This window comes from Mitsuaria sp. CC2 (assembly GCF_048957715.1).
Lineage (GTDB): Bacteria > Pseudomonadota > Gammaproteobacteria > Burkholderiales > Burkholderiaceae_C > Roseateles.
This window is the reverse complement of sequence record NZ_JARVXN010000011.1, coordinates 368,454-393,398: the sequence shown is the minus strand read 5'-3', so window position 1 is coordinate 393,398 and position 24,945 is coordinate 368,454. Positions and strand designations below refer to the sequence as shown.

The 24,945-nt window shown below is 64.1% G+C and carries 25 protein-coding genes; 14 read left to right on the top strand and 11 right to left on the bottom strand.

Annotation, left to right across the window (positions count from 1 at the left end; translation table 11 throughout):
• Positions 1-63: 63 nt before the first annotated feature.
• Together PV762_RS07635 and PV762_RS07630 are read left to right on the top strand one after the other, a co-directional pair.
• Entirely contained in the window at positions 64-2,652 is a 2,589-nt protein-coding gene (locus tag PV762_RS07635; protein WP_421034430.1) for a heavy metal translocating P-type ATPase, read from the top strand.
• 135 nt (positions 2,653-2,787) lie between these two features.
• Positions 2,788-4,707, top strand: a complete 1,920-nt coding sequence (locus PV762_RS07630) for an FTR1 family protein (protein ID WP_421034429.1) — start codon at positions 2,788-2,790, stop codon at positions 4,705-4,707.
• A gap of 33 nt (positions 4,708-4,740) precedes the next feature.
• Here PV762_RS07630 and PV762_RS07625 read toward each other — a convergent pair whose 3' ends face one another.
• From PV762_RS07625 to PV762_RS07580, 10 genes are all read right to left on the bottom strand, one after another.
• Positions 4,741-5,922 carry an MFS transporter gene (locus tag PV762_RS07625; protein WP_421034428.1) on the bottom strand — a complete coding sequence of 394 codons (1,182 nt, stop codon included), beginning with the start codon at positions 5,920-5,922 and terminating at the stop codon, positions 4,741-4,743.
• A gap of 13 nt (positions 5,923-5,935) precedes the next feature.
• Complete coding sequence (arsN2, locus tag PV762_RS07620) at positions 5,936-7,810, bottom strand: arsenic resistance N-acetyltransferase ArsN2 (RefSeq protein WP_421034427.1); 1,875 nt, start codon at positions 7,808-7,810, stop codon at positions 5,936-5,938.
• Positions 7,801-8,280 (bottom strand): MarR family winged helix-turn-helix transcriptional regulator, encoded by a 480-nt coding sequence (locus PV762_RS07615; RefSeq protein WP_421034426.1) that lies wholly within the window; start codon positions 8,278-8,280, stop codon positions 7,801-7,803. Before PV762_RS07615 ends, arsN2 begins: the two co-directional genes overlap by 10 nt.
• A gap of 106 nt (positions 8,281-8,386) precedes the next feature.
• Positions 8,387-9,109: an arsenical resistance protein ArsH gene (gene arsH, locus PV762_RS07610; protein WP_421034425.1), complete on the bottom strand. Its 723-nt coding sequence runs from the start codon at positions 9,107-9,109 to the stop codon at positions 8,387-8,389.
• Positions 9,102-10,181, bottom strand: a complete 1,080-nt coding sequence (gene arsB, locus PV762_RS07605) for an ACR3 family arsenite efflux transporter (protein WP_421034424.1) — start codon at positions 10,179-10,181, stop codon at positions 9,102-9,104. The genes arsH and arsB overlap by 8 nt, the downstream gene beginning before the upstream one ends.
• Before the next feature lie 9 nt (positions 10,182-10,190).
• A complete protein-coding gene (locus PV762_RS07600) occupies positions 10,191-10,679 on the bottom strand; it encodes an arsenate reductase ArsC (protein ID WP_421034423.1) in 489 nt (162 codons plus the stop codon).
• 3 nt (positions 10,680-10,682) lie between these two features.
• Positions 10,683-11,177, bottom strand: coding sequence for an arsenate reductase ArsC (locus tag PV762_RS07595; RefSeq protein WP_421034422.1), 495 nt, complete (start codon positions 11,175-11,177; stop codon positions 10,683-10,685).
• A 12-nt stretch (positions 11,178-11,189) separates the two neighbouring features.
• Complete coding sequence (locus PV762_RS07590; RefSeq protein ID WP_421034447.1) at positions 11,190-11,516, bottom strand: ArsR/SmtB family transcription factor; 327 nt, start codon at positions 11,514-11,516, stop codon at positions 11,190-11,192.
• A gap of 510 nt (positions 11,517-12,026) precedes the next feature.
• Complete coding sequence (locus PV762_RS07585) at positions 12,027-13,367, bottom strand: heavy metal sensor histidine kinase (protein ID WP_421034421.1); 1,341 nt, start codon at positions 13,365-13,367, stop codon at positions 12,027-12,029.
• 56 nt (positions 13,368-13,423) lie between these two features.
• Positions 13,424-14,104, bottom strand: coding sequence for a heavy metal response regulator transcription factor (locus PV762_RS07580; RefSeq protein WP_421034420.1), 681 nt, complete (start codon positions 14,102-14,104; stop codon positions 13,424-13,426).
• A 157-nt stretch (positions 14,105-14,261) separates the two neighbouring features.
• Here PV762_RS07580 and PV762_RS07575 point away from each other — a divergent pair, with 157 nt between their 5' ends.
• The 12 genes from PV762_RS07575 to PV762_RS07520 all read left to right on the top strand — a co-directional run bounded on the left by PV762_RS07575 (position 14,262) and on the right by PV762_RS07520 (position 24,222).
• Positions 14,262-14,594 (top strand): copper-binding protein, encoded by a 333-nt coding sequence (locus PV762_RS07575; RefSeq protein WP_421034419.1) that lies wholly within the window; start codon positions 14,262-14,264, stop codon positions 14,592-14,594.
• A 116-nt stretch (positions 14,595-14,710) separates the two neighbouring features.
• Positions 14,711-15,187: a hypothetical protein gene (locus PV762_RS07570; protein ID WP_421034418.1), complete on the top strand. Its 477-nt coding sequence runs from the start codon at positions 14,711-14,713 to the stop codon at positions 15,185-15,187.
• A 145-nt stretch (positions 15,188-15,332) separates the two neighbouring features.
• On the top strand, positions 15,333-15,893 hold the full coding sequence (locus PV762_RS07565) for a hypothetical protein (RefSeq protein WP_421034417.1): 561 nt from the start codon (positions 15,333-15,335) through the stop codon (positions 15,891-15,893).
• A gap of 17 nt (positions 15,894-15,910) precedes the next feature.
• Positions 15,911-17,353 (top strand): TolC family protein, encoded by a 1,443-nt coding sequence (locus tag PV762_RS07560; RefSeq protein ID WP_421034416.1) that lies wholly within the window; start codon positions 15,911-15,913, stop codon positions 17,351-17,353.
• A gap of 17 nt (positions 17,354-17,370) precedes the next feature.
• Positions 17,371-18,783 (top strand): multicopper oxidase family protein, encoded by a 1,413-nt coding sequence (locus PV762_RS07555; protein ID WP_421034415.1) that lies wholly within the window; start codon positions 17,371-17,373, stop codon positions 18,781-18,783.
• 53 nt (positions 18,784-18,836) lie between these two features.
• Positions 18,837-19,382, top strand: a complete 546-nt coding sequence (locus tag PV762_RS07550; RefSeq protein ID WP_421034414.1) for a cupredoxin domain-containing protein — start codon at positions 18,837-18,839, stop codon at positions 19,380-19,382.
• 7 nt (positions 19,383-19,389) lie between these two features.
• Positions 19,390-19,872 carry a DUF411 domain-containing protein gene (locus PV762_RS07545; protein WP_088404232.1) on the top strand — a complete coding sequence of 161 codons (483 nt, stop codon included), beginning with the start codon at positions 19,390-19,392 and terminating at the stop codon, positions 19,870-19,872.
• Between the two features lie 14 nt (positions 19,873-19,886).
• Positions 19,887-20,246, top strand: a complete 360-nt coding sequence (locus tag PV762_RS07540; protein ID WP_421034413.1) for a copper-binding protein — start codon at positions 19,887-19,889, stop codon at positions 20,244-20,246.
• Positions 20,243-20,626, top strand: coding sequence for a hypothetical protein (locus PV762_RS07535; RefSeq protein ID WP_421034412.1), 384 nt, complete (start codon positions 20,243-20,245; stop codon positions 20,624-20,626). Before PV762_RS07540 ends, PV762_RS07535 begins: the two co-directional genes overlap by 4 nt.
• Positions 20,627-20,856: 230 nt before the next feature.
• Complete coding sequence (locus tag PV762_RS07530) at positions 20,857-21,198, top strand: four-helix bundle copper-binding protein (RefSeq protein WP_088404581.1); 342 nt, start codon at positions 20,857-20,859, stop codon at positions 21,196-21,198.
• A 226-nt stretch (positions 21,199-21,424) separates the two neighbouring features.
• Positions 21,425-21,688, top strand: coding sequence for a heavy-metal-associated domain-containing protein (locus PV762_RS07525; RefSeq protein ID WP_421034411.1), 264 nt, complete (start codon positions 21,425-21,427; stop codon positions 21,686-21,688).
• 71 nt (positions 21,689-21,759) lie between these two features.
• Positions 21,760-24,222, top strand: a complete 2,463-nt coding sequence (locus PV762_RS07520) for a copper-transporting P-type ATPase (RefSeq protein WP_421034410.1) — start codon at positions 21,760-21,762, stop codon at positions 24,220-24,222.
• 96 nt (positions 24,223-24,318) lie between these two features.
• On the opposite strand, the gene PV762_RS07515 is transcribed toward PV762_RS07520, so the two are convergent.
• Complete coding sequence (locus tag PV762_RS07515) at positions 24,319-24,942, bottom strand: DUF4148 domain-containing protein (protein WP_421034409.1); 624 nt, start codon at positions 24,940-24,942, stop codon at positions 24,319-24,321.
• Between the last annotated feature and the right edge of the window lie 3 nt (positions 24,943-24,945).

Here is a 24,945-nt window from a genome sequence, read left to right as displayed (position 1 = left end):
TCATCTCGATTCTAGGGGTCATTGGGTTGACTCTGTAGTTGGTATAGGTTTTCCAATGGTGCTATGAGCAACTCATCGCTGAACGACATCGCTGCTTCCAAGGCTACGGCAGGCACAACCGTCTGCGCGGGCAGCTGTTCCTCGTCAGGTTGCGGTGGTCGGTCCGAGGTCTCCAAGGCGTCGGCGCTAGCCAGCACACGCACCAGCGTCCTCGACCTGCACATCCCTTCCATGGACTGCCCCAACGAGGAACGTCCCATTCGAGCAGCGGTGGAAAAGGTCGCCGGCGTTCGGGGCATGCGGTTCGATCTGGCTCAGCGCGGCTTAGCTGTCGACGCTCCTCAAGACGCGTGGCCGCACGTGATCGCGGCCATCAACGGCTTGGGCTTCGCTACGGATCCTGCGGCGCAATCGCCCGAGTCGGCATCTGAGACGCACGTCGAGACGGCCGCGGTGTCCGCTGGCGCCACGGCATGTCGCGACCCCTCGTGCTCGGAGCCGATCGCCGTTTCCAGCGAGGCGGCGCAGCACGGCGGCACCGCCTTCGCAGGCTTGCTGCTACGCGTGCCAGCGATGGATTGCCCGACCGAGGAGGCGCAGATTCGACGCGCGCTTGAGCGGGTCCCAGATGTCCGTCGCCTACAGTTCGACCTTCCCGCACGCACACTGTCGGTGGACGCGCCGGCTTCGGCCAAGGATGCGGTGGTACAGGCGCTGCTGGCAACCGGCTTCAAGTCTGAGGTGCTCAGCGAGCCACCATCGGCCGAATTGACTGCGAAATCCCAACGCGCCGAGTTGACGCGGTTGATCGCCGCGCTGGCGGTGGCCATCCTCGCGGAAGGCTTCCATTTCTTCGCTCCCGACACCACCGTCTGGAAGGTAGTCGGCATGGGCGCGGCGGCTGCGGCCATTGCGCTCGCCGGCCTCTCTGTCTTCAAGAAGGGGCTGTCCGCGCTGCTGCGCGGGCAACTCAACATCAACGCGCTGATGAGCGTGGCCGTGATCGGCGCCTTCCTCATTGGTCAGTGGCCCGAGGCCGCCATGGTGATGGCCCTGTACTCGCTGGCCGAGCTGATCGAAGCCCGCTCGGTCGACAGGGCCAGAAACGCCATCGCAGGGCTGCTGTCGCTTTCACCCAGCCAAGCGGAGGTCCAGCAGCCGGATGGGTCCTGGACGCTCCAACAAGCCAAGCTTGTCCAGGTCGGCTCGCTCGTTCGGGTCAAGCCTGGCGAACGATTTGCACTGGACGGCCGCGTGAGCGCTGGCCATGGCGCCGTGGACCAATCGCCGGTGACGGGCGAGAGCGTGCCGGTGGACAAGGCGCCAGGCGACGACGTCTTTGCGGGAACAATTAACCAGAGCGGCTCACTGGAGTTTCGCGTCACCAAGCCGGCCAGCGACACGGTGCTTGCTGGAATCATCCACGCAGTCGAAGAGGCCCAGAGCCAACGCGCGCCGACGCAGCGCTTCGTCGACAAGTTCGCCGCCGTCTACACACCGGCGATCTTCGTGTTGGCGCTCGCAGTGGCGCTGGGTACGCCGCTTCTGCTTGGCTGGGACTGGATGACCGCCGTCTACAAAGCACTGGTGCTGCTGGTCATCGCCTGCCCGTGTGCGCTGGTGATCTCCACGCCGGTGACTGTTGTGAGCGGCCTCGCAGCTGCTGCGCGCCGCGGCATCTTGATCAAGGGGGGCGCCTACCTGGAGCAAGCCCGCAAGCTCACCGTTCTTGGCCTGGACAAGACCGGCACCCTGACCGCGGGACGGCCCAAGCTGGTGGCGAGCCAGATCGTTGCCGACGGCGCCAACGAGGGCAAGGTCCTTCGCTTGGCCAAGAGCTTGGCGGCCCGATCCGATCATCCGGTGTCCAAGGCTGTCGTGGACGGTCTTGCCGGCGAGCTCCTTGAGGTGACGGCCTTCGGCGCTGAACTGGGCAAAGGCGTTCACGGCACGATCGACGGTGTCGAGTACGTCCTGAGCAACCACCGCTGGATCCACGAACGCGGACAGTGTTCGGCCGAGCTGGAGGCGGCCCTGCACAAGCACGAGTCGCAAGGCCGCACGCTGTCCCTGCTTGCCAGCAGCAGCCAATTGCTTGCGATCTTTGCCGTTGCAGACACCACCAAAGACACGAGCCGCCAGGCGATCGCCGAACTCAAGGCCGTAGGCGTGCGCACGGTCATGCTGACCGGGGACAACGAGGCGACGGCCAAGGCGATTGGTCAGGAGGTCGGCGTCGACGAGGTTCGCGCGAACTTGCTGCCCCAAGACAAGCAGGCATGGGTGACCCAAATCGCTGCGGCTCAGGATGTAGGCATGGTCGGCGACGGGGTCAATGACAGTCCGTCGCTGGCTGCCGCCTCGGTGGGGTTCTCCATGGGCGCTGCGGGCACGGACACCGCGAAGGAAGCCGCCGACGTCTTGATCATGAACGATGACCTCCGCAAGGTTGCTGAAACCATCCGGCTTTCGAAGCGGACATACTCGATCCTCTGGCAGAACATCACGCTCGCGCTGGGCATCAAGGCCGTTTTCTTCGTCCTGGCGGTGTTCGGTAGCGCCTCCATGTGGATGGCCGTGTTCGCGGACATGGGAGCCAGCTTGCTGGTGGTGTTCAACGGGCTGCGACTTCTCAAACCGCTTCGCGCTTGACCCAATCCTTTTTGCCCAATCGTTAGCTCGCCTAAGCAGTAGTTAACGCAATCCTTAGGCCCGCTCGACGGGCCGCCTTTTCGTTCGGGAACAACAATGAGTCGCACTCACGGCGTTCTACACGCCGGTCTCAGCATGGCGCGCAAGATCCTCACAGCGGGCTTGATCCTCTTCAGCTTGGTGGCCAGCGGCGCTGCGAGTGCCGCGGAGGCTGACGTGCGCCGCGTATGGCAGATCCTCGACTACTTGGCTGTCGACTATTCGGGTGCGGTGCAGGACGGCAAGATCGTTGCGCAGTCCGAGTACGACGAGATGCGGGAGTTCGCCAAGACCGCGCACGACAAGATCGCTGCCTTGGAAGGCAAGCCCGAACGCGCGACCTTGCTGCGCGAAAGCGAAGCCCTTCAAGCGGAGATTGCTGCCAAATCCGATGCCACCAAGGTCGGTGGTTTGGCCAAGGCGTTGGCGAATCACCTGATCGCGGTCTACCCGGTCCCGCTTGCACCCACCGCGCTGCCTGACCTGAAGCTGGGCGCCTCGGTCTACGCGGCTAACTGCGCGGCCTGCCATGGCGCTTCAGGCAACGGCGACGGCCCTCTGGCTAAGCAGCTCGATCCCAAGCCGATCGCGTTCACTGACCACGACCGGGCTCGCCAGCGCAGCGTGTTCGCGCTGTACCAGGCGGTCAGCCAGGGGATCGCCGGAACCGCGATGCCTGCGTTTGGTCAGCTCTCCGAGGAAGATCGTTGGGCGGTCGCGATGTACTTGGGCACTTTCGCCCATGACGACAAGCAGCGCGAGCAGGGACAGCGCATCTGGAAGGAATCCGATAAGACGCGCAGCGAGGTCAGCGGGATCGATCACTTCGTTCGCTTGACTGAATCCGAACTCGCGGGCGCCCTCGGGGAGGCCCAAGCTGCGGCGACGATGGCCTATCTCCATGCGCACCCCGAGGCACTTGCGGCGCCGCGCGCGAACAGCCTCACACTGGCGCGCGAGCGGTTGCATCAAAGCGTTGACGCGTTCAAGGCGGGCAAGCACAAGGACGCCGCCGAGCTGGCGCTGTCGTCCTATCTCGACGGCGTGGAACCCTACGAGCAAGCGCTGGCAGCCCGTGAAGGCTCCTTGAAGGACCAGATCGAAGTGGCGATGGGCCAGTACCGCTCGCTGATCGCATCCAAAGCTCCGCTTCAAGAAATCGAAGCGTCGGCCGCCAAGATTGACGGGCTGTTCGACGCCGCAGATCAAGTGCTGGCATCCGCAGGCGCTGACTCGACGGCTGCATTCTTCGGAAGCCTGACGATACTGCTTCGCGAGGGCATCGAAGCGCTGCTGGTCGTGGTCGCGATGATCGCGTTCCTGCAACAGGCCAAGCGCCCCGACGTGCTGCCGTATGTTCATGCGGGCTGGATTGGCGCCTTGGCGGCCGGGGGCGTCACCTGGGCCATCGCGACGTATGCGGTATCGATCAGCGGCGCCAACCGTGAGGTCACCGAGGGGCTGTCGAGCCTGTTCGCGGCCGTCGTGCTGCTGAGCGTTGGCATCTGGATGCATCAAAAGAGCGTGGCAGGCCAATGGCAGGCTTACCTGCGCGAGCGCATGTCCGCGGCGCTGAACCGGCGATCCGCCTTCTTCATGTTCGGTCTGGCCTTCGTGGCCGTGTACCGGGAGGTGTTCGAGACGATCCTGTTCTACGCCGCGTTGTGGGGCCAGGGGAACGACGGTGCCATTCTTGCGGGTCTGGGCGTCGGCGTGCTTTGCCTGGTGCTCATCACGGTGCTCCTGCTGCGTTACAGCGCCCGGCTTCCGATCGGCAAGTTCTTCTCCGTGAGTTCATGGCTTGTGGCCATCCTCGCTGTGGTCCTGACGGGCAAGGGCGTGGCTGCGCTACAAGAGGCTGGCTGGATCGCGCCGAGTGCTCTGTCCGCTCCCCGCCTGGAAGTTCTGGGGGTCTATCCGTCGGTCATCGGCCTGACCGCCCAGGGGGCCGTCCTTCTGCTTGTCCTGGCCTTCTTCCTGCGAAATGCAAGACCAAAAGCGGTGCGCGGTCTTTGAAGCGGGTCGAGCCGCACGTAGCACTTGGCTGGCCTAGGGTTGCCGAGCTGTCGTCCGCATTTCCAGAGATAGGAAGAAAAGGCTCGCGAGAGCCAGGGTGCTGAGTCCGGCAGAGATCGCGAGCGCACCCGTTCCCCATACGTCGACGGCCAGACCAAAAGCCCATGGCGCCAGCGCTTGCGCGATTCGTGCAGGCACCATCAAGACTCCCTGCCGATGCCCATACCCCTGTGGACCAAGTACCGCGAGTGGAAGCGTGCCCTTGGCGATCGTCAGGATGCCGTTTCCCGCGCCGTGCAGCAGGCCGAAAAGCACTGCCGCTGGCATCCCGAAGATTGCAATGAGCACGACGCCCACAGGATGCAAGGCGGCGGCGAGCCTTGTCGAGAACAAGGGGTGGAGCCGTCGCAAGAGGCCAAACTCAAGAAGGCGTGCGCCCACCTGAGCAGGACCGATCAGGGCACCCACTAGTACTGCGTTCTCGACCGAAGCGCCTCCGGCCTGCAGCAACCGAGGCAAGTGGGTGGCCATGGCAGTGCTGATGAACCATGTCGTCGCAAAGACCCAGGCCAACACGAGCGTCGATCGCAAGGCGGCGTGTGGCTCGTGGGTGGAATCGGCATCCGCGGTCGGAGCTTCGGAGGTGAACTCGGAAGGCGAAGCCGCTCGTGGGAGTACGGCATTGAGAGGCAGTCCGATGCAGAGATGGAGCGCTGCCCATGCCAAGCAGGCAGACCGCCACCCATAGTGCACTTCCAGGTAGGTCGACAGCGGCCATCCCGCAGTGCTGGCGAATCCAGCGAAGAGCGTGACGCCTGTGATGGCACCGCGGGCGTCGTTCCCCCATAGCCGAACGAGTGCTGCAAAGGCCGCTTCGTAGAGGCCGCTGCCCATCCCAATGCCGAGGATCACCCATGCGGCAAACAGCGAAACTGGTCCTGTCGCGAATCCAAGGCTCGTGAGCCCCAGCGCGAACACCAGATTGGTGGCCATCAGCACCGGCCGACCACCGAGGCGGTCGATAGCCCGACCGGCTTGTGGTCCCAGCGATGCTGACACCACCAGCGCCACGGAGAACGCGGCGAACACCGTCGGCACCGTGACGCCCAGATCCCGTGCCATCGGCGCAGCCAGCATGGCCGGCAGGTAGTAGGTCGAGGCCCAGGCCAAGGTCTGGGCCAGCCCCAGCGCGACGACGGTGCTTAAACGCCTCATGCTCGTCGTGGGCTCAGCCGCAGCACCGGGAGGCGGAAGGGTTTGGCGTCGCTGCAGCTGTGCCGCAGGACCTCGGCCCGCAGCCGCCCGTCGTCCCCATCGCGGGCTCCTGCTTCGCAATCGGCGATGACCCCGCCTCTCCGCAGCAGCCACCGACCGCCGCGGCAACGCCTGGCACGCCAATGCCGCAGACGCCAGTCTCGGGCAGATCGAGTTCCACGCGATCGGCCGCTTCGACGTCGCCTGCAACCGCGGCCACCACGGACCGCGCTTGTTCGAAGCCCGTCGCCATCAGGAAGGTTGGCGCGCGGCCGTAGCTCTTCACCCCGAGCGTGTAGAAGCCTGGTTCTGGATGTGCGAGTTCCCGATGTCCATGGGGTCGAATCGTCCCGCAGCTGTGAACGTTCGGGTCAATCAGCGGGCCGAGCGCCTCGGTCGATTCCAGCCAGGGATCGAGCTTGACCCGCAGCTCGCTTGTCAGCGACAGGTCGGGACGCTGGCCGGTCGCGCAGATGATTTCATCAACGCCATCCACCTGGACCTGTTGGCCCTCGGCATTCAACCCGATCACCGTGAGCGCGCCGTCCTGCTCGCGGATCTCCGTGATGCGCAGACCGCCGAAGAACTCCAGCTGCCCGGCATCGCGCAGGCGCCGAAGCGATGCGCCGAGCTGCCCGCGAGCAGGGAGCGCGTCGGCATTGCCTCCGCCGAAGACGCGGGTGAGCACAGGCGAACGCACGGCCCAGGCGAGGCTCGTGCCGGGCACGGTCTTGGCAAGCTCAGCCAGCGCAAGCAGCGCGTTCGCAGCGGAATGCCCAGCGCCGACCACCAGCGTGCGCCGGGCCTCATAACGATGGCGATGCGCACCCAGTACATCAGGGATGCCATAGAAGACGCGCGAGGTGGCCTGCGCTTCGCCAATGGCTGGCAAGCCGCTGGCGCCGAGCGGATTGGGCGTGCCCCACGTCCCTGTAGCATCGATGACCGCTTGCGCTCGGAATTCAAGGTGCTCGTCGCCACGTTGGGCGCGGATCACGAAGGCGGCCTGGTCACGACCAGCGCTCTTGACCTTGTCGAAGCCCTCCCTGCTCACCGCCAGCACCTTCGTGCCGAGATGCAGCGCCGCCGCGACCTCGGGCAGCCGCGCGAACGGCCTCAGCACCTGCTCCACGATGTCGCTCGCCAGCGGCAAGCCGTCTGGATCGGGTGCGGTCCAGCCAGTGGGCTTGAGAAGTGCGGCCATCGAGCCGTCGACGTTGTAGCGCCACGGCGAGAACAGCCGAACGTGACCGTACTCCTGCAGGTTGCTTCCCACCTCGCGGCCCGCTTCGAGCACCACGAATGGCAAGCCGCGCTCGATGAGCTTCGCCGCAGCCGCCAGACCAACCGGACCTGCTCCCAGCACCGCGACCGGCAGACCCGGCTCGGGTGTTGTGGCAGCCTGGAGCGACAGACCCATGAACGCCGCGCTCGCTGGGCAAGCGCCCCGGAGCTCAGCGGACGCCTTCAGCGCCTCGGGCGCGTCCTTGACGTCCAACCGCCGGAAGCCGAACCGCTCGAAGTACTCCGGCGCGGTGACCGTCAACAGGAAGATGCGGCGGATGCTTCGGCTTCTGGCTTCATCCAGGAAGCGACCGACCAGCGCCTTGCCCACGCCTTGCTTCTGCAGCCCGGGCGAGATCGCGACCGAGCGCAACAGCGCGATGTCTCCATAGATCTCCGCGCCTGCGCTGCCAACGACCTCGCCGTTGGACAGCGCGAGCAGGTACGCGTGCAGATGCTCCTGCGCGCCATCCAGCGGAAGCTTGTTGGCCTGGAGCAGCGCGGCCAACGCGGGCCAGTCGGAGGGCGTCGCTTGGCGCAGGGTGATGTTCGCGTTCAACAACATGATTTGTCGTCCTTGGCGTCTGGCGGCGGCAGGCAGCACATGGCCGCGTCGTCCTCGCGCAGCGCCTTCATGAGAATTTGCAGTGACTTCTCGACAGCGGTCCGGTCGCGCTCGCTGAGCTTGGCCATCAAGGCTTCGGCGTGACGGTCGAGGGTGGCGTTGAGTTCATGGACCGTGCGTTCGCCGTCGGCGGTGAGCGTGACGAGCCAGCTCCTTGCGTCGGAGGGGTTCGGCTCCTTCGTCACCCAGCCACGCGCGACCATGGCCTCTACCGCACGTGACACCCAGCTCTTCTCCAGACTGACCCGCACACCAAGCTCGGACAGCGGCAGGGGACCCGAGCGGCCCAGCTCCGTCAGCAGATGGCACTGCGTGTTGGTGGTGCGGCAGCAGTCGGCGACGACGCGCTGAGCGCGCGTGTACATCCGGGTGACCTCGCGCAGAAGCTCGACAGATAGGCTTTGGCTCATATCGTTGTGAACAGCAACTATTTGGCCGCATGCTAGAAATCGCTCTTTTGGTTGTCAATAGCAACTAGATGACCAAGAGAACGGGGCCGCAGCCCCGCACTCGCGCTCAGATGGCGCTCTGATTGACCCGCTCGGACAGCTTCTCGGCCGTCTCCTTGCGCTCGCTGTACCGGTCGACCAGGTAGTCACCCAAGTCGCGCGTGAGGAGCGTGAACTTGAACAGCTCCTCCATGACGTCGACCACGCGGTCGTAGTACGAGGACGGCTTCATCCGACCTTCCTCGGTGAACTCCGCGTATGCCTTGGCCACCGAGGACTGGTTGGGGATGGTCAGCATCCGCATCCAGCGGCCCAGCACGCGCATCTGGTTCACGGCGTTGAAACTCTGCGAACCGCCAGAGACTTGCATCACCGCTAGCGTCTTGCCCTGCGTTGGTCGAACCGCGCCGGACGTGAGCGGGATCCAATCGATCTGCGACTTCATCACACCGGTCATCGCGCCATGGCGCTCGGGGGAGCACCACACCATGCCTTCGGACCAGTCGGCCAACTTCCGCAGTTCCTGGACCTTGGGATGGGTGTCGGCCGCATCGTCTGGCAGCGGCAGACCGGACGGGTCGAAGATCTTCACCTCGCCCCCCATGGCCTCAAGCAGTCGGGCCGCTTCGAAGGTCAGGAGACGACTGTAGGACCGGTTACGCAGCGAGCCATAGAGCATTAGGAAGCGCGGGCGATGCTTCGACGGTTCGCGCGCCGTCAGCCGCTGCTGATCCGGCACATCGAAGAGGTCGGACTGCAGCGCCGGGAAGGTCAGGTCCAGCTCAAGCACGGTGCGCTCCTTGTTCGTACCAAGCTTGCGAGCGGTTCACGATGGCGACGACCGCCAGCATCACCGGCACTTCGATCAGCACGCCGACCACGGTGGCCAACGCGGCGCCAGATTGGAATCCGAAGAGGCTGATGGCGGTGGCAACGGCCAGCTCGAAGAAGTTGCTCGCGCCGATCAGCGCCGACGGACCGGCAACGCAGTGCTGCACGCCCATCTTGCGATTGAGCCAATAGGCTAGGCCCGAGTTCAGCACGACCTGGATGAGGATGGGCACGGCCAGCAGGGCGATGACCAACGGTTGCTCGATGATGCGATCGCCCTGGAAGGCGAACAGCAGCACGAGCGTCAGCAGCAGTGCAGCAATCGAAAGCGGGCCCAGCTTGGTGGCGACCACCTGGAAGTGCGCGGCACCACGCTTGAGTAGCTGTCTGCGCCACAGCTGGGACAGGATGACGGGCACGACGATGTAGAGGCCGACCGAGGTCATGAGCGTGTCCCACGGCACCGTGATGGAGGACAGTCCCAGCAGCAAGGCGACGATGGGTGCGAAGGCGATGATCATGATCGCGTCGTTGAGCGCCACCTGCGACAGCGTGAAGTACGGATCTCCCTTGCAGAGCTGACTCCATACGAAGACCATGGCCGTGCAGGGCGCCGCGGCCAGCAGGATGAGCCCGGCGATGTAGCTGTCGAGCTGATCAGCCGGCAGCCACGAGGCGAACAGTTGGCGGATGAAGATCCAGCCCAGCAGCGCCATCGAGAAGGGCTTCACCGCCCAGTTGATGAACAGCGTGACGCCGATGCCCCTGGCGTGCGCCTTGACCTGGCCGAGCGCCGCGAAGTCGATCTTCAGCAGCATCGGAACGATCATGACCCAGATGAGCAGGCCTACAGGAATGTTGACCTGGGCCACTTCGAGGGAGGCGACCGCCTTGAATGCGCCGGGAAAGAACTGGCCCAGCGCGACGCCCACGACGATGCACACGGCTACCCAGACGCTGAGGTAGCGTTCGAAGAAGCTGATGGCCGGCTTGGCCGCGGCGGCGACGGGCTTGAGAGTTGCGGTAGTCATGGCCGGACGTCAGGACTTCGAGATGGCATCGAGCTCGCGCTGGAGCTCGGCGTTGGACATGGTCTCCAGCGGCAGCTGCGCCAGCTGGAGCATCCGGTACCCGATGGCCTGCCGCGTGAGCTCGAAGGCCTGCGGCTTGTCAGCCTCGAGCCCATTCGACGGGTCGGCGTAGCCCCAGTGAACCTTGACGGGGCTGCCGGGCCAGTAGGGACACTGCTCAGCCGCAGCGCTGTCGCACACGGTGATGACAACGCGCATCTCGGGCGCGCCCTCGGTGACGAACTCGTCCCAGCTCTTGCTGCGATAGGCGCTCGTGTCGATGCCTGCGTCGCTCAGCGCTTGGAGGGCATAGGGATTGATGCGCCCGCTCGGCGCGCTACCGGCGCTGAAGGCCTTGATGTCTTTGCCCAGACGCTGGGCCCAGTGGTTCAGCATGCCCTCGCTCAGCACGCTTCGCGCCGAGTTGTGGGTGCACAGGATGAGAACGTTGGTGGTCATGGCTCAGCGGGTCCCGATGTCTTTGACTTCCTTGTGGATGGCCATGGCGTCCAGGCTCTGCAGCGGCAAGGACATCATCAGTTCGAGGCGGCGCTTCATCGTGACCGCCGCGGCGCGGAAGGCGTGCTGCTTCGTGTCTTCGCTTCCCTCGACAGCCGCCGGGTCCGGCATGCCCCAATGCGCGGTCAGCGGCTGGCCGGGCCACACCGGGCAAACCTCGCCAGCGGCCTGATCGCAGACGGTGAACACGAAGTCCATCTCGGGAGCGCCCGGCTGAGCGAACTCCTCCCAGCTCTTGCTACGGAACCCGTCCGTGGGGATGCCCAGTTGGCTGAGCTCCTTGAGGGCCAGCGGATGGACTGCGCCCTTGGGGTGGCTGCCTGCCGAATACGCCTGGAAGCGGCCGTTCCCCAGATGGTTGAGCAAGCCCTCGGCGAGGACGGACCGTGCAGAGTTGCCCGTGCAGATGAACAGCACGTTGTAGACCGTCGATGTCATGTCAGTTTCCTTTCAGCAGTCGCAGTTGGTCGATGTGTGTTCCACGGCGCAGGCGGTACCCTGGCAGCAGTTCTCGGTGAGGTAGGCCAGCAGCGCATTCATCTGCGGGTACACGGCGCGATAGATCACATGCCGGCCCGATTGCTCCGAGGTGACGAGTCCTGCTTCGCTGAGGTCCTTCAGATGGAAGCCCAGCTTGGCGTAGGCCACCCCCAGCATCTCGACGAGGGTGCCCGGTGTGAGGCCGTCCTCTCCCGCGACGACCAGTGCGCGAAACGCGTCGAGACGAATCGGGTGCGCCAGCGCGCCGAGGCCAGCAAGGGCTGTTGTCTTGTCCATGGCGATCATTACAACAAAACTTGTAATTACCCGCAAGACCCCGGCCTTCAAGAAGAATCAATGAGGCCGCTACACCCCGGCCGCTCCCTGCTTCGCCGCCGTGCCCATCGCCCGGGAACATCTCTCATAATCGCAGGGCCATCCAGGCGGTGCCCGCACTCTCGCCGCGCATTCCTAAGGACACTGGCCTTCAAAGCGACCTATTCCGACCATTCCCTATGCTGCGGCTTCGCTAGCTGGGCCACCGTCAGTCGGCGAACTGAAGGACCTCATGAACATGTGGTGGCGCGACGTGACCTCAGTGCGACGCTTCATCGATGCGCCCCAAGATGCGGTGAAATCAAAATTGAACACCTATCCGCTGGCTGCGACATAGGCCCCGGGGCGACAAGCACGGACGATCTGATCAGCGATCAGCGGGCGCTTCCCGAGGAGACCAGATGTGGCATCACTTGAGGTCCCCGACGCCATGATGATCGACGTAGGCTCTCCTCAGAGGCTGGGCAGGTCTCACTGACTGGGCCATTCAAAGCCTACGTCGGTCCAGCCATTCTGTGATCCGGCGAAAACGCGCCCGCCATGCATGATGGCGATGGCCCTTACGATGGCCAAACCCAGCCCGTGATGGCTGCCCGACTTCTCACGCGCGGGATCACCTCGCACGAAGCGATCGAAGAGTCGCGGTAACAGCTCCGGCGCAAGGGCGGGTCCGCGATTGCGCACTGACACGTGCGCCGCGTTAGATTCCAGCATCTTCAGCTCGATGATGATCGCCTCGCCGCGCGGCGTGTACCGGGCGGCGTTGCCGACAAGATTCACTAGCGCCCGCCGAATCAGACCGGCGTTGCCAGGGGCCTTGGCATTGCCTTCGATGAGCATCCGGATACCTTGCTCTTCGAGCATCGGCTCGAAGTACTCGGCGATGTGCTGTGCCTGCGCTCGAAGGTCGAGCGGGTCGAGGCGATCGGCGAGCTGCCCTTGATCAGCCTTGGCCAGGAACAGCATGTCGTTGACAAGGCTGGAGAGTTCCCTCAGCACTTCTAGGTTGGTCCCCAATACTTCGCGCAGTTCCGCCACAGGACGATCTCGAATCAGCGCCACTTCAGTACTGCTGATCATGGTGGCCAGCGGCGTGCGCAGTTCATGCGCGACGTCCGCGCTGAAGCCCTCCAGTTGACCGTAAGCCGCCTCGACACGGCCAAGCGCACTGTTGAACGCGTGAACCAACTCTTGCACCTCTGTTGTGTTAACCGGCGACAGCCGTGACGAGAGCGATCGCGGGTTCAGCGCCGCCGCCTCTTCTGACAGCTGACGTACTGGACGAAGCGATCTGCGCGCGACCCATGCGGAGACCAAAACGATCAGCGCAACGCCCAAACCACACACAATTGCGAGGCGGTTGCCATAGCGGCGCAACATCGCTTCCTGATCGCGAGAGTCAATCGCGACGATCAAGGCCTGATGTCCAAGTACTGGGTGGGCCGGGATGGAAACTTGCCGCGCCTGCATCACAAGCCCGTCCTCCCGAACGACTTCGAGCTGATTGACCGTCTTCGCAAGGACCGGCGGCTGACTTCCACCATAGTGGACGCGGCCGTTTTCTCCCACCAGCCAGATGCGCATCTGTCCATGCCCGATCAATACGTCGTTGAGGTGATGCGTCAGCGCCGGCACATCTGCGGGACTGCGCACTTCCTCCAACAGATGCTCGACGACGTCGATCTTGCCCTCAAGGTCATGCTCCCGGGCCCGCTCGACCTCGCGCTTGAGACCGCTGTGAAGAAGAAGTGCGACTGCGACGAAAACGGCAACGGCCAGCAAAGTCATTGCAAGCGTCAGCCGCTGAGCCATCGACCGCAAGGGACTTCGCGGCGACGAGGGGGCGAGCAGTAAGAGATGGTCTCGCCTCAACCGCGATCCTCCAGCACATACCCCATGCCGCGGACCGTGTGCAGCAAGGGCTTGTCGAAACCCTCATCAAGTTTCACCCGCAACCGACGTACCGCGACATCAATCGCGTTGGTCTCGCTATCGAAATTCAGATCCCAGACCTGCTCTGCGAGCACCGTTCGGGAAAGGACCTCGCCGTGGCGCCGCAGCATGACGGACAACAGGGTGAACTCCTTGGGCGACAGATCCAGACGCTTGCCCGCCCGCGTCACCTTGCGTCGGGACAGATCGACCTCTAGGTCCCCCAAGCGCAGCGAGGTCAAGGGTTGGGAGGCATGCGTGGCGCCGCGGCGAAGAAGCGCTTCGATGCGAGCGAGAAGCTCCGTGAAGGCGAAGGGCTTGATCAAGTAATCGTCCGCGCCAACCTTGAGACCATGCACCCGGTCTTCCACCTTGTCGCGCGCCGTGAGCATCAGCACCGGCGTGGACTTGTGCTCCCTTAGCCGGCGCAGGACCTCGAACCCGTCAATGCCAGGCAGCATCACATCAAGCACGACGAGGTCGTACTGACCTTCGACGGCCAAATGCTGCCCATCGATCCCGTCGCCGGCCAAGTCCACCACATAGCCGCTTTCCGTGAGGCCCTTCTTGAGGTAGCTGGCCAAGCGGGCCTCGTCCTCGATCACCAAGATTCTCATGGCCAAAGTGTGACGCAGGACGGCCCTCCGCAGGAGGACAACCACATTACCGGTCTGTCATGTTCCTGTCCCCGCGCCGTGGGGACAGGGTTTGTACAGTCGCGCCCAAGCTACTTGCGAATGCCCTGCAGGTAGCCCTTCCTTCAGGAGCTACGTCATGAGTCTGCGCACCCTTGTGGTCTCGATCGCCTTGGCCGGCGCCGCGTCTGTCGCACCGTGGGTCGCGGTGGCGGCCAACGAGTTCGGCGGCACTGTGACCAAGGCATCGTCAAGCAGCAGATTCACCCTGGGCGAGGTCAAAAGGATCGATGCGGGCCAAGGCAAGTTGACGGTCAAGCATGGCCCCATCGAGAACCTTGGCATGCCGGGCATGACGATGGTTTTTCGGGCTGACGCGTCGGTCCTGGCGCAGCTCCAGGTCGGCGACCAGATCAGGTTCAAGGCCGACAAAGTGGATGGAACGATCCAGATCACGGAGCTGCAAAAGTGAGTGGTATCCCTCAGTCTTGCCGCACCGATCCCGAGCGCTACACCGCTTTGTAGAACCTCCCGGTTCACCGATTGCCCCACTTTCACAACTGGCCTTTGCGCCCCTACACTGACGCCATGACCCTGTTGGTCCGAACCGTCTTCGTTTGCTTGCTTGCCGTCGCCATCCCCTTGCAGGGTGCGGTGGCTGCGGCCATGCGCTGCTGCGGAATGGAACACCATCAAGTTGACACCGCGCTCGTCGAGGAGCACGCGGGCCACGACCATCATGACCAATCCGCCCCTTTGGACGTCCTGGATGAGCACTTGCAAGACGGTCACGGTCATGCGCAGCCAGGAGTTCACGGAGTTGATTCCAGCGCCGCGCACAACCACGGGCTTTCGCACGGGGACCTGAAGCAGGCCGGGGCAGCCAAGGCCTCGGCCAAATGCAACGTCTGCGCGTCCTGCTGTGGCACCGCCGCGCTGCCGTCGCGCGCCGCAACCGTGATCCATGTCGCGACCGAAAAGGATCGCTACTGCGCGTCTGTCGCTCCTGACGCGGAGTTCACGACAAGCGGCCCTGAGCGGCCCCCACGAACCTCCTTCCTCTAACGACGTTCGCCGTGTGCGACGCCGGGTCCGCTCGTCTTGAGCGCGGACCCCGGTTGAACGCGTCGAGCTGAGCTGCTATGCCTTCGGACCTGTTCGAGGCGTGGCGAGTCTGTCCTACCCCAGGACAGCGTTCACGAGGAACGACATGTTTTCCCGAACTACCCTTGGCGCGTGGGCACTGGCCCTTGCGACGCCCGTATTCGCCCAACATCCGGGCCACGGCACCGTGCCCAATACCGTGCCCGCCCGATCGAGTCCCAAGTCGCAGGCCGCGGCGTCGGCAATAACACCTGGCCAAGGCGCCGACACCGGAGAAGCGGCGGCAGGCAAAGCCGCAAACGACCTACGCCATCTCCCAACCTTCGAGAGTTACCGCCGGTTCGCCGACGAACCGCTTCAATCCTGGAAGGCCGCCAACGACCGGGTGGGCCAGATCGGGGGCTGGCGCACCTACGCCAAGGAGGCCTCGGGCGGGACGCAGCAGCAGGCCCCCGCTCCTCAAGGGCATGCCGGTCATGAAGCGAAGCCGGAGCAGCCGAGTGCGAACTCGCCGCGCCCGAACACTGCCACGGCGACAAATGCCTCTCAGCAGACCGAGATGGCCAAACCGCCAGTCAACGCTGCGGATCGCGCACCCGCCAAGGCAGCGCAGCCAGCCGCCGCGCCTGCAAGCAAGGCCGGGGGCAGCCATCCCCAACATCACTGAACTACTGGAGACCGTGCATGAATAGCCGGCACAGCCGCGTCCCGCGGCGCATTACCTGGGCGGTCGTTCCGCTAGCGGCAACGTTGCTGGCCGGTTGCGCCAGCACCGCCATCGACAGCAACTTCAATGAGGTGCAGCTCCTTGCGCAGAGCCGACTCGGCGCCGAAGTGAAATGGCTGCGCTCGCCTGAGGCCCGCGAGCAAGCAGCCAAGGACGTGCAGTCGATCTTGGCACAGCCCCTCAGCGCCGACGACGCAGTACGTCTTGCGCTGGCCTACAGCCCGGCGCTGCAGGCCACGCTCTACGACAGCGCGGCTGCGTCCGCCGCGGCCGCTCAAGGAGCCAGGCTGCCCAACCCGGTGTTCACCTTCGAGCGCCTGGTGCGAGGACAAGGGGCCGATCGAGACCTCGATATCGGTCGTTCGCTGGGCATCTCCGTTTTCGACCTCTTGCTGCTGCCAAGCCGCATGCGGATCGCCAGCTTCCAACAGCAGCAGATCCAACTGCGACTCGCCGGCGACGTCGTTCAGGCAGCCACGGACGCCAGGCAGAACTGGGTCCGCGCAGTTGCCGCACAGCAGCAGGTCCAGTACGCAGAGCAGGTCAAGACGGCGGCCGACGCAAGCGCGGAACTCGCTCGACGCATGCAGGCCGTGGGCAACTTCAGCAAGCTCCAGCGCGCCAGGGAGCAGGCTTTTGCCGCTGAAGCGGTGGCCCAACTGGCCCGTGCGCGGCAAAGCGCGCAAAGCAGCCGCGAAGCGCTTGTGCGCACTCTGGGGCTGGATGCCGCGCAGGCGCGCGAGCTCAAGCTGCCGGAGCGACTGCCGGACCTGCCCAAAACTCCGCGCGATGAGGCCCAGGTCGCGCAGCAGGCAATCGAGCAGCGACTCGACGTACGCATGGCGCAGGCCGATCTTCGAGCGACGGCCCGTGAACTTGGACTCAGTCGCGTGACCAGCGTCATCAACGGACTCCATGTCGCAGCAGTGCGCAACAGCGAGACCGGCGAGCCGCCGCAAAGAGGATTTGAGCTTGAACTGCCGATTCCGCTATTCGATTTTGGCGACGCGGTCCGTGCGCGTTCTCAGGCTACCTACATGGCCGCGGTTAATCGCACCGCGCAGCTGGCCGTGCACGCGACCTCGCAAGTTCGCGAAACCTACGGTGCCTATCGAACCTCGTTCGACGTTGCCCGGCATTACATGGACGAAGTGGTGCCGCTGCGCAAAACCATCTCGGAAGAGAACCAGCTTCGCTACAACGGCATGTTAATCGGGGTGTTCGAACTCATCGCCGACGCGCGCGACCAGGTCGCCAGCGTCAACCAAGCACTGGAAGCGCAGCGCGACTTCTGGTTGGCAGATGCGGCGCTTCAAGCCACTTTGATCGGCAAGCCCGCAGGACCCATCGCCTTCCAATCTCCCTCCGCTGCCCCGACCGGCGGCGACGCAGGCCACTGATTTCCACGGAGAGTTCCATGACAAACAGCCGACGCCGATTCCTGGCGGGAACCGCAGCCGCGGGCGCCGCCGTGGCGGCCTCGACCGTGAGCAAAGTGGCGATGGCCGCCTTGCCCGAGCCGGTCTATCAATCCAACCCCTTGTCCGCCGCACCGCTGCATCCCACAACGGGCCGTCCCTACAACCCGATGGTGACGCTCAACGGCTGGAGCTTGCCCTGGCGCATGAACAACGGCGTCAAGGAGCTCCACCTCGTGGCCGAGCCGGTGGTGCGAGAGTTCGCCCCGGGAATGAAGGCTCACCTCTGGGGCTATAACGGTAGCTCGCCGGGTCCGACCATCGAGCTCGTGGAAGGCGACAGGGTTCGTTTGTTTGTGACCAACAAGTTGCCCGAGCACACGACGATCCACTGGCATGGTGTGCGGCTTCCTAACGGCATGGACGGCGTAGGCGGACTCACGCAGCCGCACATTCAGCCGGGCAAGACTTTCGTGTATGAGTTCGTCGTGCGGCGAAGCGGCACCTTCATGTACCACCCGCATGCTGACGAAATGGTGCAGATGGCCATGGGGATGTACGGCATGTTCATCGTGCATCCAAAGGAGCCGAAGTTCATGCCGGTCGATCGCGACTACGGCTTCATCTTGACGGCCTTCGACATCGAGCCGGGCAGCTACACCCCGCGGGTGAGCGAGATGACCGACTTCAATCTGTGGACCTTCAACTCGCGCGTCTTCCCGGGAATCGACCCGATGGTGGCACGCCAAGGTGAGCGCGTGCGCATCCGCGTGGGCAACCTCACGATGACCAACCATCCCATCCACCTGCACGGGCATGAATTCGTGGTCGCGGGGACCGACGGCGGCTGGACTCGAGAAAGTGCCCGCTGGGAAGAGGTGACCACGGATGTGGCTGTCGGTCAGATGCGTGCGATCGAGTTCGTCGCTAGCGAACCGGGGGACTGGGCGTTCCATTGCCACAAGAGTCACCACACGATGAATGCCATGGGCCACGGTCTGCCCAACATGATCGGCGTCGACCACACCGGCATCGTCAAGCAGGTCAACAACCTCATCCCTGACTACATGGCCATGGGCGAGCGAGGGATGGCCGACATGGCGGAAATGGAGATGCCGATTCCCGACAACACGCTGCCCATGATGACCGGGCAAGGCCCGTTCGGCCCCGTGGAAATGGGCGGCATGTTCACCGTGCTGAAGGTGCGCGCTGACCAAAAGCGTGGCGACTTCAAGGATCCGGGCTGGTACCAGCATCCCAAGGGCGAGGTGGCGTACGAGTTCACCGGTGCACTGCCCGAGCCGGCGCGATCGTTCAGCGCTGGCGGCCAATCCATGCCACTGGCGCGCAAACCGGCGAGCAACGTCGAAATGCGCGTGCGCAAGCCCAGCGGCGGGCACGACAACCACTGACGGCCAATCTCACTCTCAACCCCCAAGCAAAAAGCGTTCCAAGAGAAAGCATCATGAACATCAAACACCCGTTCGTGGCGACTGTCGTCGCCATTGCCACCAGCGCGGCATTTGCCTCTGGCAACCACGCCGGCACACACGCGCATGGCGATGAAGACAGTGCCATCGGCAAGCCCGGCAAGGCACAACAGGTCACGCGCACCGTCAACGTCGACATGACCGACAACATGCGCTTCACGCCGGCCAGCATTGACGTCAAGCAAGGCGAGACGATCCGCTTCAAGGTCAAGAACTCCGGTCAGGTCAAACACGAATTCGTGCTGGGCACCGAGCAGGAGCTCAAGGAACACTACCAGGTCATGCTCAAGAACCCGGGGATGGAGCATGAAGATCCCCAGATGATCACCTTGACTGGCGGGAAAACCGGTGAGGTGATCTGGCAGTTCACGAAGGCTGGCAAGGTTGACTTTGCATGTCTGCAGCCCGGTCACTACGACGCGGGCATGAAGGGCGCGGTCACGGTCGCGAAGTCGGGCTCCAAGGCGGCCTCTACCAAGCCCGGGTCCAAGGCGGACGGACACGCCAATCACGCGCACTGACGGTGCCATGACCAATTTCGTGAACCGGCGAGACGTCGTCTGGGCCGGTCTGGGCCTGACGCTTGCAGCGGCTGGCTCTGCCATCGCCCGGACGTCGCCGGCTGCCGTGTCCTTGGAAGTCTGGAAGTCGCCCGAGTGCGGCTGCTGCAAAGCCTGGCTCTCACATCTGCAGGCACAAGGACTGAACGTCGGCGCGGTCCACAACACTGGCAACACCGACGTGCGCAAGTCCGTTGGCATCCCCTTGGCACTCGGCTCTTGTCACACCGCCCGCATCGATGGTTACGCGATCGAAGGGCACGTACCGGCCAGAGAGATCAAGCGGCTGCTCAAGGAGCGTCCCGCCGCAGTCGGGCTGGCCGTGCCCGGCATGCCGCTGGGCAGCCCCGGCATGGATGGCCCGGATTTTGACAACCAGACACAGCCCTACGACGTATTGCTCGTTCTCAAGGACGGCACCACCCGCGTTTTCCAGTCCTATCACCGTTGACCAAAGGAGCTCTCATGAAGTCCAACTCCGTGCGCTGCACCCTGACCGCGCTGGCACTGATGGCCGCCAGCTGGGCCCACGCAGCAGGAGACCAAGCCCTGCAACAGCCGCCCCTGTCCGCCTCGGCGCAGGCCTCGACGGCCGACGCGTCGGCCATGACCGACGGCGAAGTCCGGCGCATCGACGCTGCCAACAAAAAGATCACCCTCAAGCACGGCGAGATCAAGAACCTTGAGATGCCGCCCATGACCATGGCGTTCCAGGTCGAGGACGCATCCGCGCTGGAGAAATTGAAGGTGGGCGACAAGGTGCGCTTCGCCGCCGAGAAGCGCGCGGGCGCTCTGGTCGTCACGCACATCGAGGCCGCCAAGTGAGGCCGCGCTGGGCCGTCCTTGCCGTCGTCGTGATCTCGGCCCTGGCCACGTCAGCGCATGCAGACCTTGTTGACGTACCGTGGCAGGCAGACTCAACGGCGCAGGGCGAGTGGCAGATCGCCCCCGGCAAGTTTGCCGAGTGGTGCACTCAGTTGCGTCAAGGGGAGAAAGTCCAGTGGCGGTTCGACGCCGACGCGCCGTTGAACTTCAACGTGCACTACCACGAGGGAAAAGAGGTGCGCTTTCCCGCCAAACAGGATGCCGCGAGCAAGTCCGAAGGTTTACTCGACGTGCCCAGCGATCAGCACTACTGCTGGATGTGGTCCAACAAGTCCAAGGCAGCTGTGACGGCGCGCGCGACGCTGCGAAAGGTCCCTTGAGCCACCCCGGCGGCGCTGCGCAACAAACCACGATGTAGATCACGTCACTGCGACAGCACATCTTGCAAACACCTTTGCCTGACTTGCCCCGTTTAGGCAGGCAGGCAGGGGCGTGCGCATTTTTCAGCTTGATTCGGAGCTGTCCGGTGGAACTCAACCGCGCTTCGCCGGGTGCGTGATTTGCTCGCTGAAATGGCCGAATCGCCGGCGAACATGTGGAGCGAAAGATCATGGCTCATCAGGAATTCGACTCGTGCATCGACGCGTGCGACGACTGCGCGGCTGCGTGCAATCACTGCGCCAGCGCCTGTCTCCAAGAGACGGACGTGAACGCGATGTCACGCTGCATCGCGCTCGACATTGACTGCGCCGCGATCTGCCAGCTCGCGTCGGCCGCGATGGCTCGCAACAGCGAGCACGCCGGCTCGATCTGCAAGCTTTGCGCGGACATCTGCGAAGCATGTGCAAAGGAATGTGGGCAGCACGAGATGGACCATTGCGCGGCCTGCGCGCGGGCGTGTCGGCGTTGCGCCGACGAGTGCCGTCGCATGGCTGAAACGGCCAGCGCATAGGCCGGCGCATCGGTCAGAGCACGAGCCAGCGGGACCGCGCTCCTGGGCAGGGCGCCATCGGTAGCGCCCATACCGTGTCTGTTGCGAGGAACTCTGAACGTTCTCGAACGAACCCGGGAATGCGCAAGTTCTGGGTAGGGACTACCAGAAAGTGCTGGACCTTCCCACGGTGGGAGGCTTCAAAGTGGCACTTGCCGGAACGTTCCGGTCTGATAGGGAGTAGCCCATGCTTGAGTTTGAAGTCCCCGACATGAGCTGCCGCAGTTGCGTCGGCAAGATCAGCAAGGCAATCAGGGAGGTGGATCCCCAGGCGCAGGTGGACGTGGACCTGGCTTCCAAGCGCGTGCGAGTCGACTCGACCGGGTCGGCGCCGGAGGAGCTCAGCGCGGCCATCGCTCAGGCGGGATACACCTCCAGTGTGCAGACACAAGTCACGTTGAGGGCCGGCGCCGAGGGCAACGGCATCAGCTGCTGCGGCGGTTGCCGATAGCCGCATTGCCATTGGTAGTTGCGAGCCAGAGGTTGCGCGAGGCCGTCGCCTGCCTGTAAGGCTGTGGCGCGATGCATCCACACCGTCATGTCCCAACAAGCGGAAGCAGAAAAATGAGCGAAGAAGCCAGCGATCAAGCTTCGGGTCACCGTCACGCGCAGACCGCGCCAAGTGGCGCCTCACCTGTGCCTCAGTTCACCTGCCCCATGCACCCCGATGTCCATCAAGATGGTCCCGGGCGCTGCCCGAGGTGCGGCATGCAGCTGATCCAGACAGCAGGCGACAGCGGCCAGAACCTTGCACCCGCAGGAACGTATCAGGCATCGGGGCATTGCTGCTCCAATCTCGCTTCGTCTGACTCTGAACCGCCGGCGCAGGCCTCAGCGCCAGGCTTGCCCGCACAGGCGTCGATGATCTACACCTGCCCCATGCATCCGGAGGTCCGGCAAGATCACCCGGGTAGCTGCCCGAAGTGCGGCATGACCTTGGAGCCCCTCATTCCTGAGGTCGCTCAAGACGATGACAACCCTGAACTTCGCGACTTCGCGCGACGCTTTTGGTGGACCTTGCCGCTGACCGCGACCGTGACGGTCCTCGCCATGGCCGGTCATCGAGTGGGGTGGCTCTCACCGGCCAGGCAGAGCTGGGTGGAACTTGCGCTGTCGTTGCCAATCGTTCTTTGGGCGGGTTGGCCGTTCTTGGTGCGGTGCGTGCAGTCGGTGAAGCTGCGCAGCCCCAACATGTGGACCTTGATAGGCCTGGGGATCGGAGCCGCTTTTGCCTACAGCATCGTCGCCACGATGGTGCCCCACGTATTCCCATCGAGCTTCATGGCTCATGGCCGCATTGGCGTGTATTTCGAGGCCGCGGCGGTGATCATTTCGCTGACTCTGCTCGGCCAGATGCTGGAACTACGCGCCCGCTCGCAGACCTCCGCGGCGATCAAGTCGCTGCTCGGCCTCGCTCCCAAAACCGCCAGACGAATCGATTCAGATGGCAGTGAGGCGGATGTACCGCTGACCCAGGTGCATGTGGGGGATCGCCTGCGCATCCGACCTGGCGAGAAGGTGCCGGTGGATGGCGTCGTCGAGGAGGGGCAAAGCGCGATCGATGAATCGATGCTGACGGGTGAACCTGTACCTGTGACCAAGCGAGTTGGAGATCGGGTGATCGGCGCGACCATCAACACGTCAGGCGCGCTGATCATGCGATCGGAACGTGTCGGGTCCCAGACGATGCTTTCTCAGATCGTAGAGATGGTCGCCCAGGCCCAGCGCTCCAGGGCACCTATGCAGCGGATAGCAGACCAGGTCGCTGGCTGGTTTGTGCTGGCTGTCATCGCAGTGGCGCTGCTGTCGTTCTTCGCTTGGGGGCTCCTGGGTGGGGAGCAAGGATGGCAGTACGGCTTGATCAACGCGGTCAGTGTTCTGATCATTGCCTGCCCGTGCGCGTTAGGCTTGGCCACGCCGATGTCCATCATGGTGGCCACGGGGAAAGCGGCCACTCAAGGAATCTTGTTCCGGGACGCCTCTGCCATTGAACATCTGCGACGCGTGGACACGATGGTGGTCGACAAGACCGGCACGTTGACCGAAGGTCGACCGGTCTTCGAGCAGGTCATAGCGGCTCCGGGCCAAACCCAAGCCGAGGTGTTGCGCTTGGCCGCAAGCTTGGATCAGGGCAGCGAGCACCCGCTGGCCCAAGCGATCGTTCAAGCCGCGCGGGCTCAGAAGCTGGAGCTCGTAGCCGCCACGAACTTCGAGTCATCGACTGGCATCGGGGTGCGCGGCCAAGTCGCTGACCAACGCTTGTCGCTTGGCAACACGGCATTGATGGCACAGGACGGTGTTGATGTGAGCCCGCTGCGCAAGTCTGCTGAAGTGCTTCGGGCCCATGGCAGCAGCGTGATGTACCTGGCCGGCAACCAAGTGTTGATGGGTTTGCTGGCCGTCTCTGATCCCATCAAGCAAAGCACACCCGAAGCGCTACGTTCATTGCATGCGGCAGGTATGCGGGTCGTGATGGCAACCGGTGATGGCCTCACAACGGCGCAGGCAGTCGCGCGCGAGTTGGGAATCGACGAGGTGCACGGCGAAGTGCAGCCCGCGGACAAGCTTGCGCTTGTGCAGCGTCTGCAAGATGAAGGTCGCGTCGTGGGCATGGCGGGAGACGGCATCAACGACGCGCCGGCGCTCGCAAAGGCCGATGTGGGTGTGGCCATGGGTACGGGCACCGATGTGGCCATGAACAGCGCGCAGTTGACGCTGGTCAAGGGCGATCTGCGCGGCATCGCTCGGGCCAAAGAGATCTCAGACGCGACGGTGACCAACATGCGTCAGAACCTGGGGTTCGCCTTTTTCTACAACGCGTTGGGCGTTCCTGTGGCCGCAGGTGTCCTATATCCCTTCACGGGCTGGCTTCTGTCGCCGATGATCGCGGCGCTCGCCATGAGCTTGTCTTCGGTCAGCGTGGTATTCAATTCCCTGCGCCTGCGACAGGCCGCGCCAGCGCAGGAGAATGATCGACATCAGTGAAGGTACGCGGCCTTGCAAGCCTGAGCGAGCTGGTGCGCGACCAACCTCGGGACGGTCGCCACAAATGCCAACACCCCAGCGCAAGACGCTTGCCGTTCAGTAGCCGCGGTTGGTGTTCATGCGCCGAAGGGTGCCGTTCTCACGAGCCACACGCAACTCTTCCAGGACTTCTGCGCGACTGCGTCCTCCAGCTGCAGGCGCCTCGAACTGCAATGCGCTGCTTTGCGTTTGCGCCGCCGACGTCGACAGACCCTCCTTCGATGGGACGCGGCGAGCCGGCGCCGGTTCGAACTCAGGGGCATAGCCGCTCTCGCTGTTCATTTTGGCCAGCGAGCCATCTTCCCGGGCGCGCTTGAGTTCGTCGATCACCTCGGCGCGAGTCCGGCCGCCTCCCGCGGCGGGTGCATCGAACTGCAGCGGTGCCCTCTGGCCAGCCGCAGCGGCGTTGGATGCCTTGGCGCGCACGGTTTGGCGACCGTCGGTTTCAAACTCCGGGGCGTAGCCTGCTTCGCTGTTGATCTTGGCCAACGAGCCGTCGGCTCGCGCCCGTTGCAGCTCGGCAATGACGTCCGCCCGCGTCTTGGTCGACGGCATGAGGTGGTAAGAACCTCCCGATTCGCTGTTGCTTTGCGTGAAGCCACTATCGGCAAGCGCCGGGGTAGCCATCGCAACGAGCGCTGCAGCGGCGGCCAATGCGAAGGGGGTGACGATTCGGGACATGAT

What these genes read in the sequence shown, in the direction of transcription:
- PV762_RS07635 (WP_421034430.1), top strand. Translation starts at nt 64, where the DNA reads ATGAGCAACTCATCGCTGAACGACATCGCTGCTTCCAAGGCTACGGCA.
- PV762_RS07630 (WP_421034429.1), top strand. Translation starts at nt 2,788, where the DNA reads ATGGCGCGCAAGATCCTCACAGCGGGCTTGATCCTCTTCAGCTTGGTG.
- PV762_RS07625 (WP_421034428.1), bottom strand. Translation starts at nt 5,922, where the DNA reads ATGAGGCGTTTAAGCACCGTCGTCGCGCTGGGGCTGGCCCAGACCTTG.
- arsN2 (WP_421034427.1), bottom strand. Translation starts at nt 7,810, where the DNA reads ATGTTGTTGAACGCGAACATCACCCTGCGCCAAGCGACGCCCTCCGAC.
- PV762_RS07615 (WP_421034426.1), bottom strand. Translation starts at nt 8,280, where the DNA reads ATGAGCCAAAGCCTATCTGTCGAGCTTCTGCGCGAGGTCACCCGGATG.
- arsB (WP_421034424.1), bottom strand. Translation starts at nt 10,181, where the DNA reads ATGACTACCGCAACTCTCAAGCCCGTCGCCGCCGCGGCCAAGCCGGCC.
- PV762_RS07600 (WP_421034423.1), bottom strand. Translation starts at nt 10,679, where the DNA reads ATGACCACCAACGTTCTCATCCTGTGCACCCACAACTCGGCGCGAAGC.
- PV762_RS07595 (WP_421034422.1), bottom strand. Translation starts at nt 11,177, where the DNA reads ATGACATCGACGGTCTACAACGTGCTGTTCATCTGCACGGGCAACTCT.
- PV762_RS07590 (WP_421034447.1), bottom strand. Translation starts at nt 11,516, where the DNA reads ATGGACAAGACAACAGCCCTTGCTGGCCTCGGCGCGCTGGCGCACCCG.
- PV762_RS07585 (WP_421034421.1), bottom strand. Translation starts at nt 13,367, where the DNA reads ATGGCTCAGCGGCTGACGCTTGCAATGACTTTGCTGGCCGTTGCCGTT.
- PV762_RS07580 (WP_421034420.1), bottom strand. Translation starts at nt 14,104, where the DNA reads ATGAGAATCTTGGTGATCGAGGACGAGGCCCGCTTGGCCAGCTACCTC.
- PV762_RS07575 (WP_421034419.1), top strand. Translation starts at nt 14,262, where the DNA reads ATGAGTCTGCGCACCCTTGTGGTCTCGATCGCCTTGGCCGGCGCCGCG.
- PV762_RS07570 (WP_421034418.1), top strand. Translation starts at nt 14,711, where the DNA reads ATGACCCTGTTGGTCCGAACCGTCTTCGTTTGCTTGCTTGCCGTCGCC.
- PV762_RS07565 (WP_421034417.1), top strand. Translation starts at nt 15,333, where the DNA reads ATGTTTTCCCGAACTACCCTTGGCGCGTGGGCACTGGCCCTTGCGACG.
- PV762_RS07560 (WP_421034416.1), top strand. Translation starts at nt 15,911, where the DNA reads ATGAATAGCCGGCACAGCCGCGTCCCGCGGCGCATTACCTGGGCGGTC.
- PV762_RS07555 (WP_421034415.1), top strand. Translation starts at nt 17,371, where the DNA reads ATGACAAACAGCCGACGCCGATTCCTGGCGGGAACCGCAGCCGCGGGC.
- PV762_RS07550 (WP_421034414.1), top strand. Translation starts at nt 18,837, where the DNA reads ATGAACATCAAACACCCGTTCGTGGCGACTGTCGTCGCCATTGCCACC.
- PV762_RS07545 (WP_088404232.1), top strand. Translation starts at nt 19,390, where the DNA reads ATGACCAATTTCGTGAACCGGCGAGACGTCGTCTGGGCCGGTCTGGGC.
- PV762_RS07540 (WP_421034413.1), top strand. Translation starts at nt 19,887, where the DNA reads ATGAAGTCCAACTCCGTGCGCTGCACCCTGACCGCGCTGGCACTGATG.
- PV762_RS07530 (WP_088404581.1), top strand. Translation starts at nt 20,857, where the DNA reads ATGGCTCATCAGGAATTCGACTCGTGCATCGACGCGTGCGACGACTGC.
- PV762_RS07525 (WP_421034411.1), top strand. Translation starts at nt 21,425, where the DNA reads ATGCTTGAGTTTGAAGTCCCCGACATGAGCTGCCGCAGTTGCGTCGGC.
- PV762_RS07520 (WP_421034410.1), top strand. Translation starts at nt 21,760, where the DNA reads ATGCATCCACACCGTCATGTCCCAACAAGCGGAAGCAGAAAAATGAGC.
- PV762_RS07515 (WP_421034409.1), bottom strand. Translation starts at nt 24,942, where the DNA reads ATGTCCCGAATCGTCACCCCCTTCGCATTGGCCGCCGCTGCAGCGCTC.